Annotated in this window: 16 protein-coding genes; 11 read left to right on the top strand and 5 right to left on the bottom strand. The window is 41.7% G+C overall.

What is annotated here, in order from left to right; all coding sequences use genetic code 11:
• Positions 1-200 precede the first annotated feature (200 nt).
• The 4 genes from clpX to bolA form a co-directional block, all read right to left on the bottom strand.
• Entirely contained in the window at positions 201-1,478 is a 1,278-nt protein-coding gene (clpX, locus tag PSF27_RS18060) for an ATP-dependent protease ATP-binding subunit ClpX (protein ID WP_206084603.1), read from the bottom strand.
• Positions 1,479-1,596: 118 nt separating this feature from the next.
• The gene (gene clpP, locus PSF27_RS18055) at positions 1,597-2,217 is read right to left on the bottom strand and encodes an ATP-dependent Clp endopeptidase proteolytic subunit ClpP (protein WP_206084602.1); all 621 of its coding nucleotides are present in this window, start codon (positions 2,215-2,217) and stop codon (positions 1,597-1,599) included.
• A 541-nt stretch (positions 2,218-2,758) separates the two neighbouring features.
• On the bottom strand, positions 2,759-4,063 hold the full coding sequence (tig, locus tag PSF27_RS18050; RefSeq protein ID WP_206084601.1) for a trigger factor: 1,305 nt from the start codon (positions 4,061-4,063) through the stop codon (positions 2,759-2,761).
• Between the two features lie 352 nt (positions 4,064-4,415).
• Positions 4,416-4,754, bottom strand: a complete 339-nt coding sequence (bolA, locus tag PSF27_RS18045; protein WP_206084600.1) for a transcriptional regulator BolA — start codon at positions 4,752-4,754, stop codon at positions 4,416-4,418.
• Positions 4,755-5,019: 265 nt separating this feature from the next.
• Here bolA and PSF27_RS18040 point away from each other — a divergent pair, with 265 nt between their 5' ends.
• From PSF27_RS18040 to PSF27_RS18000, 9 genes are all read left to right on the top strand, one after another.
• On the top strand, positions 5,020-5,601 hold the full coding sequence (locus tag PSF27_RS18040; RefSeq protein ID WP_206084599.1) for a YajG family lipoprotein: 582 nt from the start codon (positions 5,020-5,022) through the stop codon (positions 5,599-5,601).
• Positions 5,602-5,722: 121 nt separating this feature from the next.
• Positions 5,723-7,225: an AmpG family muropeptide MFS transporter gene (locus tag PSF27_RS18035; protein ID WP_206084598.1), complete on the top strand. Its 1,503-nt coding sequence runs from the start codon at positions 5,723-5,725 to the stop codon at positions 7,223-7,225.
• Positions 7,226-7,501: 276 nt separating this feature from the next.
• Positions 7,502-8,272 (top strand): nucleoside-specific channel-forming Tsx family protein, encoded by a 771-nt coding sequence (locus tag PSF27_RS18030; RefSeq protein WP_206084597.1) that lies wholly within the window; start codon positions 7,502-7,504, stop codon positions 8,270-8,272.
• 426 nt (positions 8,273-8,698) lie between these two features.
• A complete protein-coding gene (gene cyoA, locus PSF27_RS18025) occupies positions 8,699-9,649 on the top strand; it encodes a cytochrome o ubiquinol oxidase subunit II (protein ID WP_206084596.1) in 951 nt (316 codons plus the stop codon).
• Positions 9,650-9,653: 4 nt separating this feature from the next.
• Entirely contained in the window at positions 9,654-11,645 is a 1,992-nt protein-coding gene (cyoB, locus tag PSF27_RS18020) for a cytochrome o ubiquinol oxidase subunit I (protein ID WP_206084595.1), read from the top strand.
• Positions 11,635-12,249: a cytochrome o ubiquinol oxidase subunit III gene (locus PSF27_RS18015; RefSeq protein WP_206084594.1), complete on the top strand. Its 615-nt coding sequence runs from the start codon at positions 11,635-11,637 to the stop codon at positions 12,247-12,249. The genes cyoB and PSF27_RS18015 overlap by 11 nt, the downstream gene beginning before the upstream one ends.
• Positions 12,250-12,582: a cytochrome o ubiquinol oxidase subunit IV gene (locus PSF27_RS18010; protein ID WP_206084593.1), complete on the top strand. Its 333-nt coding sequence runs from the start codon at positions 12,250-12,252 to the stop codon at positions 12,580-12,582.
• Positions 12,583-12,594: 12 nt separating this feature from the next.
• The gene (cyoE, locus tag PSF27_RS18005; RefSeq protein ID WP_206084592.1) at positions 12,595-13,482 is read left to right on the top strand and encodes a heme o synthase; all 888 of its coding nucleotides are present in this window, start codon (positions 12,595-12,597) and stop codon (positions 13,480-13,482) included.
• A 313-nt stretch (positions 13,483-13,795) separates the two neighbouring features.
• Positions 13,796-15,157, top strand: a complete 1,362-nt coding sequence (locus tag PSF27_RS18000; RefSeq protein ID WP_272681966.1) for an MFS transporter — start codon at positions 13,796-13,798, stop codon at positions 15,155-15,157.
• Between the two features lie 55 nt (positions 15,158-15,212).
• Here the strand turns inward: PSF27_RS18000 and PSF27_RS17995 are convergent, their stop codons facing one another.
• A complete protein-coding gene (locus tag PSF27_RS17995; protein WP_042846924.1) occupies positions 15,213-15,704 on the bottom strand; it encodes a YajQ family cyclic di-GMP-binding protein in 492 nt (163 codons plus the stop codon).
• 183 nt (positions 15,705-15,887) lie between these two features.
• Between PSF27_RS17995 and panE the strand changes: the two genes are divergently transcribed.
• Positions 15,888-16,799 (top strand): 2-dehydropantoate 2-reductase, encoded by a 912-nt coding sequence (gene panE, locus PSF27_RS17990; RefSeq protein WP_206084590.1) that lies wholly within the window; start codon positions 15,888-15,890, stop codon positions 16,797-16,799.
• A complete protein-coding gene (yajL, locus tag PSF27_RS17985; RefSeq protein ID WP_272681965.1) occupies positions 16,762-17,382 on the top strand; it encodes a protein deglycase YajL in 621 nt (206 codons plus the stop codon). The genes panE and yajL overlap by 38 nt, the downstream gene beginning before the upstream one ends.
• Positions 17,383-17,386: the final 4 nt, after the last annotated feature.

The following is a 17,386-nucleotide window of genomic DNA, read 5'->3' as shown; positions in this document are numbered from 1 at the left end:
CTCTCTTCGTTTAGCTCACGCTAGTTTAAGGGTTTCTGTCTCTCGCTTGAAAAATATTCTCAAAAACAAGGAAACCACACCTCAGAATATAAACTATATGGGGACAAGATTTTAGCATTCAATGGGTAGTTAAACATAAAAAACAAAATGAGGGATATCCCTCATTTTGTTTGATTGTTTATTGAACGCTTTCTTAAAGATTAGTTATCACCTGAAGCTTGAGCATCTGGCTTGCTGTAGATCAACAAAGGTTCTGATTGTTCGTTAATGACATTTTCATCAACGACGACTTTTTCGACATCCGTCATAGAAGGAAGGTCATACATGGTATTTAACAGAGCAGCTTCAACAATTGAACGCAAGCCACGGGCACCCGTTTTACGTGCCATCGCTTTTTTCGCAATAGCTTTTAACGCTTCTTCTCGAAACTCAAGTTCAGTTCCCTCAAGACTAAACAGCGCTTGGTACTGTTTAGTTAATGCATTTTTCGGCTCTTGTAAAATTTGAATTAGCGCTTCTTCGCTCAGCTCAGTCAACGTAGCAACCACTGGCAGACGACCAATAAACTCCGGAATTAAACCGAATTTAATTAAATCTTCTGGCTCAGCTTGTGTTAATAATTCACCTTCTGTTGCTTTGTCTGACTCGCCTTTTACTTCTGCCGCGAACCCAATACCTGAACGGGTATTTAAACGCTGACCAATCACTTTATCTAAACCAGCAAATGCACCACCACAAATAAACAGAATCTTCGAGGTATCTACCTGTAAAAACTCTTGTTGTGGATGCTTACGCCCACCTTGTGGAGGAACAGCCGCAACGGTACCCTCGATAAGTTTCAAAAGTGCTTGCTGCACACCTTCACCCGAAACATCGCGGGTAATGGATGGGTTATCAGATTTACGAGAAATTTTATCAATTTCATCGATATACACGATACCACGCTGCGCTTTTTCTACGTCATAGTCACATTTTTGCAGTAATTTTTGGATGATATTTTCGACGTCTTCACCCACATAACCTGCTTCGGTTAATGTCGTGGCATCGGCCATAGTAAATGGCACATCCAAATAACGTGCTAAGGTCTCAGCCAGCAGCGTTTTACCACTCCCCGTTGGACCAATTAACAAGATATTACTTTTGCCTAATTCGACACCATCACTGGTTTTGTCGCCATTACGCAAGCGCTTGTAATGGTTATAAACCGCAACCGCCAAGACTTTTTTCGCTTTTTCTTGACCGATGACGTAATCATCAAGGTGTTGCCTAATTTCATGTGGCGTAGGCAGTTCACTGCGCTCACGGTGTGGCGCAAGTTCTTTAATTTCTTCACGGATGATATCAAGACATAAGTCTACGCATTCATCACAGATATAGACTGACGGACCGGCAATCAGCTTACGTACTTCGTGCTGACTTTTTCCGCAGAAAGAACAGTAAAGCAGTTTACCCGTTCCCTCTTTGCGTTTCTCTGTCATCAGTTGACCTCACTTTTATCCATATTGCCTTGTTTTTGTTTGATTAAAACAGGAAACACAGCAACGATTTTCTTAAAATAGTTTATGGTATGAATTAATTATACCAAAAGTTAACCAATTAGCGGCTACTATAAATTTGGTCGACTAAACCGTACTCTTTCGCTTCATTAGCTGACAAGAAACGGTCACGCTCAGTGTCACGGCTGATTTCTTCAATGGACTTACCCGTGTGGTGAGCCATGAGTTCATTCATACGAGTTTTCACTTTTAAAATTTCTTGTGCATGGATTTCAATATCCGTTGCTTGGCCTTGATAGCCACCTAGCGGTTGGTGGATCATTACACGCGAATTTGGCAAGCAAAAACGCTTACCTTTTGTGCCAGCAGTCAACAAAAATGCGCCCATAGAGCACGCTTGTCCCATACAAATAGTACTAACATCTGGCTTAATAAATTGCATGGTATCATAGATAGACATACCTGCCGTAATCACACCACCTGGTGAGTTGATGTACAGTTGGATATCTTTTTCAGGGTTTTCTGCTTCAAGGAATAACATTTGAGCGACGATTAAGTTCGCCATATGGTCTTCCACTTGACCCGTCAGGAAGATGATACGTTCTTTTAATAGACGTGAATAAATATCATATGAGCGCTCACCTCGAGAGGTTTGCTCAATGACCATTGGCACAAGAGCCATTTGGGATGCTAATTGTTCCTGACCGCCAAAATGTGACATCGAAATCTCCTATTAAAAACTTTCTGGTGCTTGCGCCTAACTTGCTATCTGCTAACCATCATCTTGAGCAAAGGGAGTGTTGCAAAACAACATGTTTAAAAATACCTTTTTTTGCAAACTTTCACGATCCTCTTATTTCTCTATTTTAGCCTATATTGGACTGATTACGGGTGAAATAAGAAGAAAGTGCAGTAAACTGTGCTGAAGTCAATAAGACGCTCTTTCAATAAGTCTAACACAAGTTTGTTTACTTACACGGTATTATCCCATTAGAAAACCATAATTGATTTTCAAAAATGACGAAATAACTCTTTTGGTGGAATTCGTCTCTCTTTTGATATTTGCTCTACAAAATAGTTCAAATCGCAAGCAAAACTGAATACATGCTAGATGAAGTATTAGGGATATAATTAGGGTTTAAATGTGATTTTCAAGGTTACCCTATCTTAATTCACAAAAAAGTTGTTATTCAAAAGCTTTAATTGCAAAAAAACCCGCAGTAAGACACCGCGGGTTTTTATTTTGTACAACAAGAAATAAATTAACCAGCTTGAACTTGGTTCATCAGCTCAGTGAAATTAGTTTCTTTTTCAGTGACTTTAGCAACAGCCAGAACAGTTTCAACCGCTTGTTCTTCTAATGCTAAGTTACGAACGCTGTTCATCAGCTCTTCGTTTTTGCTGTAGTATTCGATAACTTCAGCAGGATCTTCGTATGCAGATGCCATTTCTTCGATCAGCGCTTTAACACGATCTTCGTCAGCTTTCAGTTCGTTTTTGTTGATCACTTCGCCTAACAGCAGACCGATAACAACACGGCGTTTTGCTTGTTCTTCGAACAGTTCACGTGGTAATTCCATCGCTTGTTGTTCGTTGCCACCAAAACGTTGTGCCGCTTGACGACGCAGAACATCGATTTCACCATCAACCACTGCTGCTGGAACTTCGATGTCGTTCGCTTTGATCAAACCATCAAGAACTTGTGCTTTAACACGGTTACGCACCGCATTTTTCAGCTCACGTTCCATGTTTTTACGAACTTCTGCACGCAGACCGTCTAAAGTACCATCAGCGATACCGAAACGCTTGATGAATTCTTCAGTAAATTCTGGCAGTTCACGTTGTTCTACTTTCTTCAGAACGATAGCGAATTTCGCTGCTTTACCTTTCAGGTTTTCAGCGTGGTAATCTTCTGGGAAGTTAACTTCGATATCGAACTCTTCGCCAGCTTTGTGGCCAACAACGCCGTCTTCAAAGCCAGGGATCATGCGGCCTTCGCCCATAACCAGTGCGAAATCTTCTGCTTTACCGCCTTCGAACTCTTCACCGTCGATAGAGCCTGTGAAGTTGATAGTGATGCGTGAATCAGCTGCTGCTGCCTCGTCAACTTCTTTCCACTCTGCTTGTTGTTTACGCAGAGTATCTAACATGTTTTCCAGGTCTTCGTCTTTAACAGAAACCGCTGGTTTTTCAACTTCGATAGTGTCTAAACCGGTTAATTCGATTTCTGGGTAAACTTCAAACTCAACTGCGTAAACAAAATCTTTACCATCTTCCAGTTGCTCTGGCTTGTAGCTAGGCGCACCAGCTGGGTTGATTTTGTTTTCGATGATTGCATTGATGAAGTTACGTTGCATCACATCGCCCAGAACGTCTTGCATAACAGACGCACCATAACGTTGTTTAACGATGTTCATTGGTACTTTCCCTTTACGGAAACCATCAACACGTACTTTCTTAGCAACGCTAACCAGCTCGCTATTTACTGCTTTTTCAATATCAGTGGCAGGAACGGTGATTGTTACACGACGCCCAAGGCCTTGAGTCGTTTCAACAGAAACTTGCATCTTCTTACCTCAAAATAAATCTTAGTGATCGGTCTACTCCAGAGTTATGCCATTAAGCAATTAATGGCCTTCTCCCTTCCAGAACCGGGGGCGTTACTTACGTAACGGTCAATCCCTGATATCAGAAGCGTCCCGAAACCTTACTGAAAATTAGACGCAGCATTATACCGATGACAGCGCCCTGAGTCGAGAAAAGCAGATAAAAGAAGCGATTTTTCCTCTTTATTTGTGACTTTTCTGACTAAAATTTTTATTTCCTCACGAAAATTGAAGAAAAAATACCCATCAGACTCCTTTTAGGTTTGATGGATAATTCCAATCGTCCCAAGTAAAGGCCAATTGGCTACACAAATTAACGACTAACGCCACCTACACCACGACAAGCTGGCGATTTTAACGCGGTATCTGCCAATTCATCCCATTCTTTTGGTGTATAGGTATGCAGAGCAAGAGCATGGATGCCCCCCGCTAATTCATCGGCTAAAATAGCATAAATTTCACGGTGACGGCCAAGCATTCGTTTATTTTCAAATTTATCAGTGACTAAGATGACTTTGAAATGACTTTCCGAGCCAGGTAATACATTATGTTGATGGCTTTCATTAATGACATTCAAGTGACTTGGTTCAAAAGCATCTTGTAATTTTTGGCTCACACGAGACTGCATACTTTGTGATGCATTGGCGACCATAAAATACTCCTTAATAGCGACCCGCTCTAGTATTGATAAGTTCAGTAAACTATATTGCACATCTTGATTATTGCTATCTTCTTATTATAGAAATATCCGATCATGACTTGGCAATGTTATGATATCGACACGTTAGTGCGAATTTTTTCAAAAACTGTTGTCTAATAGTTCAGGATAATTTGGCCACTCGACTTTGATATCGAGTGGCGGCTACCCGCACCATAACGAAACATTTTCAATTAGGAAAGATGAACTGGAAAAAATTATGTTAAGAAAACTGTGTTTTCCACTTTTTGCGTTGTTTCTACTTGCTGGATGTGCAACTAGCAGCAATACACTCTCACTCGAACCCAAAATAGCGTTACCCGCTAAAAATCCGACGCTGAATGCAACCTCAATTAGCGTTAGCAGCGTAGACAACCGTACCAATAAATCATTAGCGGAAGTCAATCGTAATGGTAGCCTAGTGGTGCTTAATCCATCCCGTGATCCCCGCTATTTGATGCAAGAAGCCGTTGAAAAACAGATGGCTGCTCGTGGCTTTATGGTCACTTCACCCGCCAATGTTAATTTAGTCGTTCAATTGAACAAATTGGACACTAAAGTTGCTGAAGGTAGCCTACGTCATAATATTACTGTTAATTCAAGTGTAAGCATCACAGCAACTGCACCAAATGGCTCAACAAAAACGCGCTCATTCACCCGTAATTTTAATACACAAGAATTGTTAGCGGCGAATAATGCAAAAATTGAAGCTGCAATTAATAGTGCATTAGCTGATTTAATTGCCGACATGGCATCCGATCAAGAAATTACCGATTTTATCAGACAAAATTCACGCTATTAAACGAGCGAATACCATCATTTCGTATTAAGCTATCCAAGTTAACACTTGGATAGCTTTGCGCGGTCAATACCTCTGCAGCGCTATGTATTGCAGCAAAATCACCTTAGGCTTAGAGGGAATAATGCCTCGTTTCACACTACCGAATAATATTACTTTAATCCTTTTAGGCTTCGTTTCTGGCTTACCTTTAGCGCTGACTGCAGGGACATTGCAAGCTTGGTTAACGGTTGAAAACGTTGATATCAAAACAATTGGTTTCTTTTCCTTAGTCGGGCAAGCTTATGTTTTGAAGTTTTTATGGTCTCCTATGATGGACCGTTATACACCGCCTTTTTTGGGACGTCGTAGAGGCTGGCTGTTAACCACACAAATTCTTCTTATTATTAGTATTGCCGCAATGGGATTCATGAACCCTTCTGAGCATTTATGGTATCTCGCTGCATTAGCCGTTACCGTCGCTTTTTGTTCTGCATCCCAAGATATTGTATTTGATGCTTATAAGACTGACTTGCTAAGCGCAGAAGAACGCGGAATTGGTGCTGCAACCTCAGTGATGGGCTATCGAATCAGCATGTTAGTTTCTGGTGGGTTAGCCCTTTGGCTCGCCGATAAGTTCCTTACATGGAAACAGCTTTACCTTGTCATGGCAGGGTTAATGGTCATCGGTGTTATTGCGACTTTGCTAGCCAAAGAGCCCGAAGAAAATAGCGTCCCGCCTACCTCGTTAAAAAAAGCCATCTATGAACCTCTAGCCGAGTTTTTTAGCCGTAACAACGCATGGCTCGTCTTATTATTATTAGTGTTTTATAAATTGGGCGATGCTTTTGTTATGGCGCTCAATACTAACTTTTTACTAAATGCGCTGGGCTTTAGCCTTAGTGAAGTCGGTACAGTGAATAAAACTGTCGGAATGGCTGCTACTATCATTGGTGCATTATTAGGTGGTTACTTAATGAAAAACATGAGCTTGTTTAAGGCTCTGTTTCTTTTTGGCTTGCTCCAAGGTGGGTCGAACATTGGTTATTGGTTCCTCGCTGTCACCCCGCCTCATATCATGACGATGGGCTCCATTATTTTCCTTGAGAATATTTTTTCAGGGATGGGTACCGCAGCATTTGTTGCACTGCTAATGACGCTGTGTAATAAATCCTTATCCGCAACGCAGTTTGCACTCCTCTCTGCCCTTTCTGCGGTAGGACGGGTATATATTGGCCCAGTCGCCAGTATTTTCGTCAGTAACTATGGCTGGCCACTGTTTTATTTGATCTCCATTGGCGTTGCCGTTCCAGGGATCTTATTGTTATTAGCCTGTCGCAGTTCTTTGCTATATACCCAGGCTACAGGGCTGTTCCAGCGCCGTGAGCTATACGCAAATGGCTATCGTTTCGCTGTTTATGCCCTACTTGCTGCAGTAACTTGCCTTGCGATTTGGCTACTTTCTCTATTGGCATTTTCTTTTAGTGGAATGAAAGTTTACCTATTCACCACGCAAATTGAATTTTGGCTGGCTATCCCTAGTTACCAAAATATTTTGTTTAATGCTGGGATTAGCATTGGTGCCATCAGTTTAATTATTGGGGGGAGTTTAGATTTCCTCGCTGTGCGTAAAACTGTCAAACAATAATTCTTTTTTCTCTCACATTTACTTATCTATTTAATTGATTCCCTAAGACTAACTTATTAGTTTAGGGAATCTGATCATTTAAATAAAATAGCCCTTAATCACAAAACACCTCAAAATCACCTTATGATCGTGATTGTGATCACTCATCCAATGAAAAATATTTCTTAATTGCAACTTTAAAGCCTAATATATCACATGTTAGAGACTAGTTAGATAACACGTTAACGAATAGTGCACTACTCAACCCCATTAATTAATTAATGAAAATAATCTATTATGAAAAAACTCCTTTATATTGCCGCCTTAGCTTCTGTGGCAGGTACGGCATATTCTGATGATCTTTTAGGCTATCAAAATGGTTTTGCTGATATCAACATTAACTATTTAGACTGGTCTCACCGTACTGAGACCAAAACGGAGAAAACGACTCGTAAAAAAGATTTTGCTTATGTTGAATTAGAAGGTGGAGCTAATTTTAATTGGGGTGAACTCTACGGTTTCTTTGATGTGGAAAACCCTCTCCATACACAGCATACCGATTCAGGACGTAATAAACGCTACACCATCAAAACAACAGGCCGTTTTTATTTAGGTGATACTGGTTTTAATCTGTACGGTCACGTTTACGGTACATGGTCATTGCCAGGAACAAAATATGGCGGGAATTTCCATGATGTGAATACATTATATGGTATCGGTTACAACACCGCTTTTGGTGACTTGTGGTTTAAGCCTTTTATCGCCCTAAACTATACTGATCAAACATTCTATTCTGGTAACAACGGTTATACCGCTGGGTGGGTAGCGGGTTATAATTTCAGCGCGTTTGAAGAAAACTTCATGATAACCAACTGGCACGAAATGGAATTTGCACGCAATAAACGCTACAACGGAGGAAAGCGAAATGGCATTAATGGTGCCATGGCTTTTTGGTGGAATGCGACGCCACATTTAGCTGCGGGTGTGCAATATCGCTATGCTGACAATAAATTAGGCGATACATTTTATCAAGACGCAATCATTTATACATTAAAGTATACGTTCTAATGCGTTATTGAAAATTGTATGGCGATTTATTAATTTTCTTTTTAAATCAAAATAGTAATAATTTTTCTAAACTATTTTGCCGATAAAGCGACTTAAATAGCTTTATCGGCAATAAAAAACGTAATTTCCCTTACCATATTGCTTATGATTCATATCAGTTTTGTCATTTTTTCACTTCTTTTGTATATATTTTTCTTTGAAAAATTACTAAGATAATTTAGTATTAAAGGGCTTTTATCAATATATACTTATAATCCGTATCAATTTTAACTTTTTCTTTATAAGTTCTTTACATGTGATCATATTAACATAAAGAGCTAACAATTCCGTTTCTTTGCCTTACAATCATTTACACTCGCATAACCTTACCGTAAAATGCCCGCACTGATGAAACGACAATTAGAATCTTGTCATTTGGGGTCGTGGATGAGACTTATGAACTACAAAAAAAGTATCGGAGCAATCTCACTCGTTGTAGCAACCTTATTATTAGGTGGTTGCGACATGGTGTTGATGGATCCAAAAGGCGCCGTAGGCGTAAAACAAAAAGAGCTAATTCTTATTGCAATTGGCTTAATGCTGCTTGTTGTTATTCCCGTTATTTTTATGACGATTATCTTCGCCAGAAAATATCGTGAATCCAACACGTCTGCTACATACCGTCCAAACTGGGCTCACTCAAATAAAATTGAGTTAGTCTGCTGGACTGTTCCTATCATCATTATCATCATTCTGGGTGCTATCACTTGGAAGACGACACATGAGCTGGACCCGTATCAGCCATTAGTGAGTGATCAGGAACCTGTCACAATCGAAGTTATTTCAGCTGACTGGAAATGGATCTTTATCTATCCAGAGCAAGGTATTGCTACAGTTAACGAAATCGCATTCCCTACTGGTGTGCCAGTTAACTTCAAAATCACGTCTGATTCGGTGATGAACTCGTTCTTCATTCCATCTTTAGGTGGCCAAATCTACGCGATGGCAGGTATGCAAACTAAACTTCACTTAATCGCCAATGAACCAGGCACCTATAAAGGCTTCTCTGCAAGCTACAGTGGCCATGGCTTCTCTGATATGAAGTTCAATGCGATTGCAACCCCTGACCGCCAAGGCTTTGATGAGTGGGTACAAAAGGTAAAAGCGTCTCCTAAGACAATGGATACAATGCAGGCATTCGACGAAGTCGCTAAGCCAAGCACAAATGTTCCTGTTACCTACTTCTCTAGCGTGAAACCTAACCTTTATAACGATATCGTTCTGAAGTTTGGTCATGAGCACCATAAAGGTCACGCTCCTGTAGAAACCAAAGAAGAATCTACAGGTCATTCTATGCATATGAGCCATAATGCTCATGCAGCAGGCGCTGAGGAATAAGGGCATGTTCGGAAAATTAACACTAGATGCAGTTCCGCTCCACGAGCCGATCATCGTTGTCACACTGATTGCTATTGTCCTTGGTGGGCTTGGCTTAGTCGGTGTGATCTCCTATTTCGGTAAATGGAAATGGCTGTGGAAAGAGTGGTTAACCTCGGTTGACCATAAAAAAATTGGTGTCATGTACATCATTGTAGCGATGGTTATGTTGTTCCGTGGTTTTGCGGATGCCATCATGATGCGTGGTCAGCAAGTGCTTGCTTCTGCTGGGCAAGAGGGCTTTTTAAACCCTCATCACTATGACCAAATCTTTACCGCACACGGCGTTATCATGATTTTCTTCATGGCAACTCCATTTGTTGTCGGTTTGATGAACCTCGTTGTACCTCTGCAAATTGGTGCGCGCGACGTTGCCTTCCCATTCCTTAACTCATTGAGCTTCTGGTTCTTTGTAGTTGGTGTTGTCTTAATCAACATCTCTTTAGGGGTAGGTGAATTCGCACAAACAGGTTGGTTAGCTTATCCGCCATTATCAGGCTTGGAGTACAACCCAGGGGTCGGGGTCGATTACTGGCTCTGGAGTCTCCAGATATCGGGTATTGGTACGTTATTAACAGGGGTTAACTTCATCGCCACGATTATCCGTATGCGTACTCCGGGTATGTCGATGATGAAAATGCCTGTATTCAGCTGGGCTGCGTTATGTACTAACGTATTGATTGTTGCTGCTTTCCCTATTTTAACCGTCACTCTGACGCTTCTGACGTTAGACCGTTATTTAGGTACCCATTTCTTCACTAACGATATGGGTGGCAACATGATGATGTACATCAACCTGATTTGGGCATGGGGTCACCCTGAGGTGTATATCCTTGTTCTACCAGTGTTCGGTGTGTTCTCTGAAGTTGCAGCAACCTTCTCGAAAAAACGTTTATTCGGTTATACCTCATTAGTTTGGGCAACAATCGTTATCACCGTTATGTCCTTCATCGTATGGCTGCACCACTTCTTTACGATGGGTTCAGGTGCGAACGTAAACGCCTTCTTCGGTATCGCCACCATGATTATCGCAATCCCAACAGGGGTTAAGATCTTCAACTGGCTGTTTACTATGTACCAAGGTCGCATTGAGTTTAAATCACCAATGCTGTGGACTATTGGTTTCATTATCACCTTCTCTGTAGGTGGTATGACAGGTGTTCTGTTAGCTGTACCGGGTGCAAACTTTGTTCTGCACAACAGTCTATTCCTGATTGCTCACTTCCATAACGTTATCATTGGTGGTGTGGTGTTCGGATGCTTCGCGGGTATGACTTACTGGTTCCCGAAAGCTTACGGCTTTACACTGAATGAAAAATGGGGTGTCCGTGCATTCTGGTTCTGGATCATCGGTTTCTTCTTAGCATTCATGCCGTTATACATTCTGGGCTTTATGGGGATGACTCGTCGTTTAAGCCAGAATATTGACCCGACCTACCACACAATGTTGGTTGTTGCTGCAGGCGGTGCTGCGTTAATCGCTATCGGTATTGCATGCCAAGTTATCCAAATCATTGTGAGTATTCGTGACCGCCATGAAAACCGTGATTTAACGGGAGATCCATGGGGTGGACGTACTCTTGAGTGGGCAACTTCTTCACCACCACCATTCTATAACTTTGCGATTGAACCACACGTTCAAACTCGTGATGCTTGGTGGGATTTGAAAGAAAAAGGTCTTGCTCATAAGAAACCAACTTCATATGAAGAAATTCATATGCCGAAAAATACTGGCGCTGGCGTTATCATCGCAGCATTTAGCTTAGTTTTAGGTTTCGCAATGATCTGGCACATCTGGTGGATGGCAATCATTGGTTTCGGTGGAATGATCGTAACTTGGATTGCAAAAAGCTTCGACGAAGATGTTGATTACTACGTACCTGTGGCTGAAATCGAAGAAATCGAGAATAAGCACTTTGAAGAATTACGTAAGGCAGGTGTGAACGATGTCAACTAATACAATGACTAACCAAAATATCGCCCATGCTGAGCATGGGCACCACGATGCAGGTGGCACTAAAGTATTCGGTTTCTGGCTCTATATCATGAGCGACTTGATCCTGTTTGCTTGTTTGTTTGCAACCTATGTTGTTTTGGCTGATGGAACTGCTGGCGGTCCCGCTGGTAAAGATATCTTCAGTCTGAAGTTCGTATTAGGCGAAACCTTCTTACTGTTAGTAAGTAGTATTACTTACGGCTTCGCTATGATTGCGATGCATAAAGGAAAAATCGGTGCAGTTAACTTATGGCTGTTCGCGACATTCCTGTTAGGCCTTGGCTTCGTTATCATGGAAGTCTATGAGTTCCACGAACTGATCGCTGAAGGCTTTGGCCCTGACCGTAGTGGTTTCTTATCTGGTTTCTTTGCACTGGTTGCAACGCACGGTCTGCACGTTTCTGCGGGTCTGATTTGGATTGTTATCATGATGATTCAAGTCACTCGTCGTGGTTTGACTGACGTTAACAAAACACGTTTGAACTGCCTGAGCCTGTTCTGGCACTTCTTAGACGTGGTTTGGATCTGTGTATTTACCGTTGTTTATCTTCTGGGGGCTATTTAAATGAGTCATGCAAAAGATGCTCACACTGGAGCAAGCCACGGTAGCGTTAAGACATACCTGATTGGCTTTATTCTGTCAGTTATCCTAACGGTTATCCCGTTCTGGATGGTGATGGAAGGCACAGCGACGACGTCAACAATCCTTTGGACTGTTGTCGGTATGGCAGTCGTGCAAATCTTCGTTCACTTAGTATGTTTCTTACATATGAATACCTCATCTGATGAGCGTTGGAACTTGGTTGCATTTCTGTTCACCATGCTTATTGTCGGCATCGTTGTTGTCGGCTCGCTGTGGATTATGTACAACCTGAACATCAATATGATGCTCGACTAAAGAGTTGCCGATATGTTTAAGCAATACCTGCAAGTGACCAAACCAGGAATTATATTCGGAAACTTGATTTCTGTGATCGGCGGTTTTCTTTTGGCCTCAAAAGGGTCAATTGATTACCCGCTGTTCGTTGCGACTTTGCTGGGTGTATCACTGGTCGTGGCTTCTGGTTGTGTTTTCAACAACTACATCGACCGTGATATCGACCGTATCATGGAAAGAACTAAGAATCGCCCTTTAGTTAAAGGGCTGATTGACCCGAAAGTTAGCCTGATTTACGCCGCTGCATTAGGTATTGCTGGTATGGTGCTGCTACTCGTAGCAGCCAATGCCTTGGCAATGCTACTTGCAGTCATCGGTTTCATTGTTTATGTAGGCATTTATAGCCTGTATATGAAACGTAAGTCAGTCTATGGCACGCTAATTGGCAGCTTGTCTGGCGCAGCACCACCCGTTATCGGTTACTGCGCTGTCACCAATGAATTTGATGCAGGGGCTCTAATCCTGTTATTAATTTTCAGTTTGTGGCAGATGCCTCACTCGTATGCCATTGCCATTTTCCGCTTTAAGGATTACAAAGCCGCGAACATTCCCGTGTTACCGGTGATTAAAGGAATTTCTGTCGCTAAGACACATATTTTCCTGTACATCCTTGCGTTTATGGTTGCAACGTTAATGTTAGCTATCAGCGGATACGCGGGCTATAAGTATTTGGTCGTGGGTGCAGCAGTTAGCTTGTGGTGGCTGGGTATGGCGATTTCAGGTTTCAAAACCGAGAACGACGACCGAGTCTGGGCAAGAAAACTATTCATTTTCTCAATCGTAGCAATTACTGCATTGAGTGTAATGATGTCTGTTGATCCTACCGTTTCAACCGATACTGTTATAGCTCTCGTCAGATAACCTATCTGCTCTCTGATGATAACAATGTCTAAACGGCGGGCTTTCCCCGCCGTTTTTATTTGTCTCTGATGGCTTTTACAACTCACTTTTACGCATTCTGCCTATCCTTATGAATCTATTTTATGGTTAAATAGCCCCTTGCTATTATAAGCTAGATATAAAATGCACTATTAAAAATGGCTAATAAGCTGATATTTCAACATATTTTTAATGTAATCAGACACTATCTAAAATAGTTTGAATTACTAATATGTGAGACCTAGCTAGCTAAGAGAAGCCAATACCGCTACAGCTCGAAATATGAAGAATAAAAATGAACGATAACAAAATGACATCAGCAGAGCTCAGATCCACGTGGGGATTAGGTTCTGTGTTCTCCTTGCGAATGCTTGGTATGTTTATGGTTTTACCCATTTTGACCAGCTATGGAATGCACTTACAAGGGGCAAATGAATTTTTAGTGGGCATTGCCATTGGTATTTATGGCCTTAGCCAAGCACTTTTTCAGATCCCTTTTGGCTTGATGTCAGACAAAATCGGTCGTAAGCCACTCATTGTTATTGGCTTAATCATTTTTATTATTGGGAGTATTATTGCAGCGCTCAGTAACTCAATTTGGGGTATTATTATTGGCCGCGCATTGCAAGGCGCTGGTGCGATTTCAGCAGCTGTCATGGCGTTACTATCTGATTTAACCCGCGAACAAAATCGCACCAAAGCAATGGCATTTCTAGGGATAAGCTTTGGGTTAACTTTTGCGATTGCGCTTGTTTTAGGGCCTATCATTACCCATCTAATTGGGCTAAATGGTTTATTTTGGGGGATAGCCCTACTTGCCGTTGGCGCGATTGCACTCACCATTTTTGTTGTACCAAACACCAACACCCATGTTTTGAACCGTGAATCTGCCTTTGTGAAAGGCAATTTAAAAACCGTTTTAGCTCAGCCTCAATTATTAAAATTAAATATCGGTATTTTGTGCCTACATACATTGCTAATGTCGAGCTTTGTTGCTCTGCCACTGATTATGACAAAAGCAGGCTTTCTCGCCCAAGATCACTGGAAAGCCTATTTGGTCACAATGCTAATTTCCTTTGTGACTGTTTTGCCTTTTATAATCTACGCAGAAAAATATCGTAAAATGAAGCAAGTCTTCCTGGCCTGCATCGCACTATTGGCAGTTGCAGAAATCACATTGTGGTTCTCAGGTAGCCAGTTATGGATCATCATCCTTGGCTTACAGATCTTTTTTATTGGCTTCAATATTATGGAAGCCATTTTGCCATCATTGATTAGTAAGGAAGCACCCGCAGGCTATAAAGGAACCGCGATGGGGGTTTATTCCACCAGCCAATTTTTAGGTGTCGCACTTGGGGGGATTGTCGGTGGATGGTTATATAATTTTGAAGGGGCAAATACTGTCTTTATTGGTGGTTTGATCCTGACAATCCTTTGGTTTGTCGTTAGTCTAACCATGAAACAACCGCCATACGTCAGTAGTATTCGTATCGAATTGCCCACACACTTAAAAAATACTCGCGCCCTAGAACAAAAGCTACGAGCTCAAAATGGGGTTATGGAAGCTTTAGTTGTCGACGAGGAATTAAGTGCCTACGTTAAAGTTGATCGAAAAATCATTAATCGCGAGCAACTGGAAGCGATTATTCAGCAATAAAAAATAGGCCTGCAAAATTGTAGGCCTATTTTTATTGATAACTTACTCGTCGTAATTAATCACGGAAGTTATTAAATTGGAAAGGCTGGCCTAAATTCCCGCCACGCACTAGTGCCATAACCGACTGTAAATCATCGCGTGCTTTACCTGTCACTCGCACTTGGTCACCCTGAATTTGCGCTTGGACTTTCAGTTTGCTGTCTTTGATTAACTTAATGATTTTTTTAGCAATAGCCGCATCGATGCCTTGTTTGAACGTCACTTCAACGCTATAAGTTTTCCCACTATGAACAATATCGTCAGGGACATTTAGCACTGCGCCATCAATACCACGCTTCGCCATTTTCTCCCTTAAAATATCGACCAGTTGGAGGACTTGGAAATCCGATTCACTGGTGATTTTTACTGATTCATTTTTATCGTTAAGTTCAAAGCTTGCTTCAACATTTTTAAAGTCCCAGCGGCTCGTAAGCTCGCGCTGCGCATTCTCTACCGCGTTACGCACTTCATTCATTTCAACTTCAGACACAATATCAAATGATGGCATTGTTCAGACCTCTAAGGATATTTTTTGTTGCATGCATGATAACGTTTTTAGCCACTGCACTTCAAGTTATCAGGGCTCTCTCCTTCCTTACGCTATAATTAACGCACACTAAGGTATATACTTGGTTAGATAGCCAATGTCAGAGATGACAAGGTGTCAGAGCACATATTTCAGAGGGACACTATGAAAATAACCCTGATCGGTTGTGGTGCTATCGGTAAGCTTTGGCTTGCTGGCCTCACCTTACAAGGCCATGATACTCAAGGCTGGCTGCGTGTGGCTCAGCCCGATTTGTTTGTCGATGTGAATGAACCTGGTGGACGTACTTTTCGCGAACTCATTCCTTGTAATAATATCAATCATCTACAAACCAGTGAACTGGTGATTGTCTGCTTAAAAGCATGGCAAGTTTCCGATGCCTTATTGCCTCTACTTGGCAATATTCCTGAAAAAACACCCATTTTACTCCTCCATAATGGAATGGGGACAATAGAAGAGCTGGCACCTTTGCGACACCCCGTTTTAGCAGGTGTGACAACCCATGCGGCTTGGCAAGAAAACAACCAAGTATTTCATGTTGCTCACGGAATGACACATATTGGGGCAATCAATTCACAAGCACAAGCTTATTACCCTATTGCAGATATCCTACATGAAGCACTTCCTGACGTTGCTTGGCACAATCAGATTTTGACCACCTGTTGGCGAAAACTGATCGCTAATTGTGCTATCAACCCTCTCACGGTAGAACATAATTGTAAAAATGGTGAATTAACTTACCACACAGAGCAAATTTCACGGGTTATTGATGAAATCTGCCACGTTATGGCAGCAGAAGGGTTACACACCGATAAAACAGAACTGACTGAGTATATTAATGGCATTATTCAAAATACCGCTAATAACTACTCGTCCATGTTACAGGATATTCGCAATAATCGTCGCACAGAGATTGATTACATCACGGGATTTTTAATCAAACAAGCCCGAGCTCATGGCCTAAATACCCCTGAAAATGACCGTTTATATCATTTAGTCAAAAATAGAGAACAACAATATGACGACTTCCGTTCTAATTTGCATCACCCATGGTAGTGAAGAGATTGAAATTGTCACTACTGCGGATTTATTAGTCAGAGCAGGCATTCAAGTCACTCTTGCTAGTGCTAATGAAGACGGCTCCCTGCAAATCACCGCCTCACGGGGTATGAAAATCGTCGCAGACATCCCATTAATTAAAGTGGCTGATGAACCTTTTGACGCTATCGTTCTACCTGGCGGCATCCAAGGCGCTGAAATATTTCGTGATAGCCCATTAGTCGTTGAAAAAGTTCGCCGTATGCATCTGGACGGTAACATTGTTGCAGCAATCTGTGCTGCCCCTGCCATTGTATTAGAACACCACCAACTATTTCCCCTTGGTAATATGACCTGCTATCCGTCGATGAAAGATAAAATTCCTGCGAGTAAATGGGTTGATCGCCGAGTTTACTTTGATGAACGCGTCAATTTGTTGACCAGCCAAGGGCCCGCTACGTCCTTTGATTTTGCATTAAAACTAATTGAATTATTAGTTGGTCGAGAAATCGCAGGAATCGTTGCTGGGCAGCTTGTTTTACCGAATGGAATCAACGACTATTTGGAAGATAAACCCTCTATTCATACCCACCATGAATAATTGG

It is taken from the genome of Providencia sp. PROV129, from assembly GCF_028482245.1.
Lineage (GTDB): Bacteria > Pseudomonadota > Gammaproteobacteria > Enterobacterales > Enterobacteriaceae > Providencia > Providencia vermicola.
This window is presented reverse-complemented; position numbering and strand designations above follow the sequence as displayed.

Excerpts from the sequence above, each read along its gene's own strand:
- PSF27_RS18035 (WP_206084598.1), top strand. The coding sequence starts at position 5,723 with ATGCCTCGTTTCACACTACCGAATAATATTACTTTAATCCTTTTAGGC.
- PSF27_RS18030 (WP_206084597.1), top strand. The coding sequence starts at position 7,502 with ATGAAAAAACTCCTTTATATTGCCGCCTTAGCTTCTGTGGCAGGTACG.
- PSF27_RS18010 (WP_206084593.1), top strand. The coding sequence starts at position 12,250 with ATGAGTCATGCAAAAGATGCTCACACTGGAGCAAGCCACGGTAGCGTT.
- PSF27_RS18015 (WP_206084594.1), top strand. The coding sequence starts at position 11,635 with ATGTCAACTAATACAATGACTAACCAAAATATCGCCCATGCTGAGCAT.
- tig (WP_206084601.1), bottom strand. The coding sequence starts at position 4,063 with ATGCAAGTTTCTGTTGAAACGACTCAAGGCCTTGGGCGTCGTGTAACA.
- PSF27_RS18040 (WP_206084599.1), top strand. The coding sequence starts at position 5,020 with ATGTTAAGAAAACTGTGTTTTCCACTTTTTGCGTTGTTTCTACTTGCT.
- PSF27_RS17995 (WP_042846924.1), bottom strand. The coding sequence starts at position 15,704 with ATGCCATCATTTGATATTGTGTCTGAAGTTGAAATGAATGAAGTGCGT.
- PSF27_RS18000 (WP_272681966.1), top strand. The coding sequence starts at position 13,796 with ATGAACGATAACAAAATGACATCAGCAGAGCTCAGATCCACGTGGGGA.
- cyoE (WP_206084592.1), top strand. The coding sequence starts at position 12,595 with ATGTTTAAGCAATACCTGCAAGTGACCAAACCAGGAATTATATTCGGA.
- clpX (WP_206084603.1), bottom strand. The coding sequence starts at position 1,478 with ATGACAGAGAAACGCAAAGAGGGAACGGGTAAACTGCTTTACTGTTCT.
- panE (WP_206084590.1), top strand. The coding sequence starts at position 15,888 with ATGAAAATAACCCTGATCGGTTGTGGTGCTATCGGTAAGCTTTGGCTT.
- yajL (WP_272681965.1), top strand. The coding sequence starts at position 16,762 with ATGACGACTTCCGTTCTAATTTGCATCACCCATGGTAGTGAAGAGATT.
- clpP (WP_206084602.1), bottom strand. The coding sequence starts at position 2,217 with ATGTCACATTTTGGCGGTCAGGAACAATTAGCATCCCAAATGGCTCTT.
- cyoB (WP_206084595.1), top strand. The coding sequence starts at position 9,654 with ATGTTCGGAAAATTAACACTAGATGCAGTTCCGCTCCACGAGCCGATC.
- cyoA (WP_206084596.1), top strand. The coding sequence starts at position 8,699 with ATGAGACTTATGAACTACAAAAAAAGTATCGGAGCAATCTCACTCGTT.
- bolA (WP_206084600.1), bottom strand. The coding sequence starts at position 4,754 with ATGGTCGCCAATGCATCACAAAGTATGCAGTCTCGTGTGAGCCAAAAA.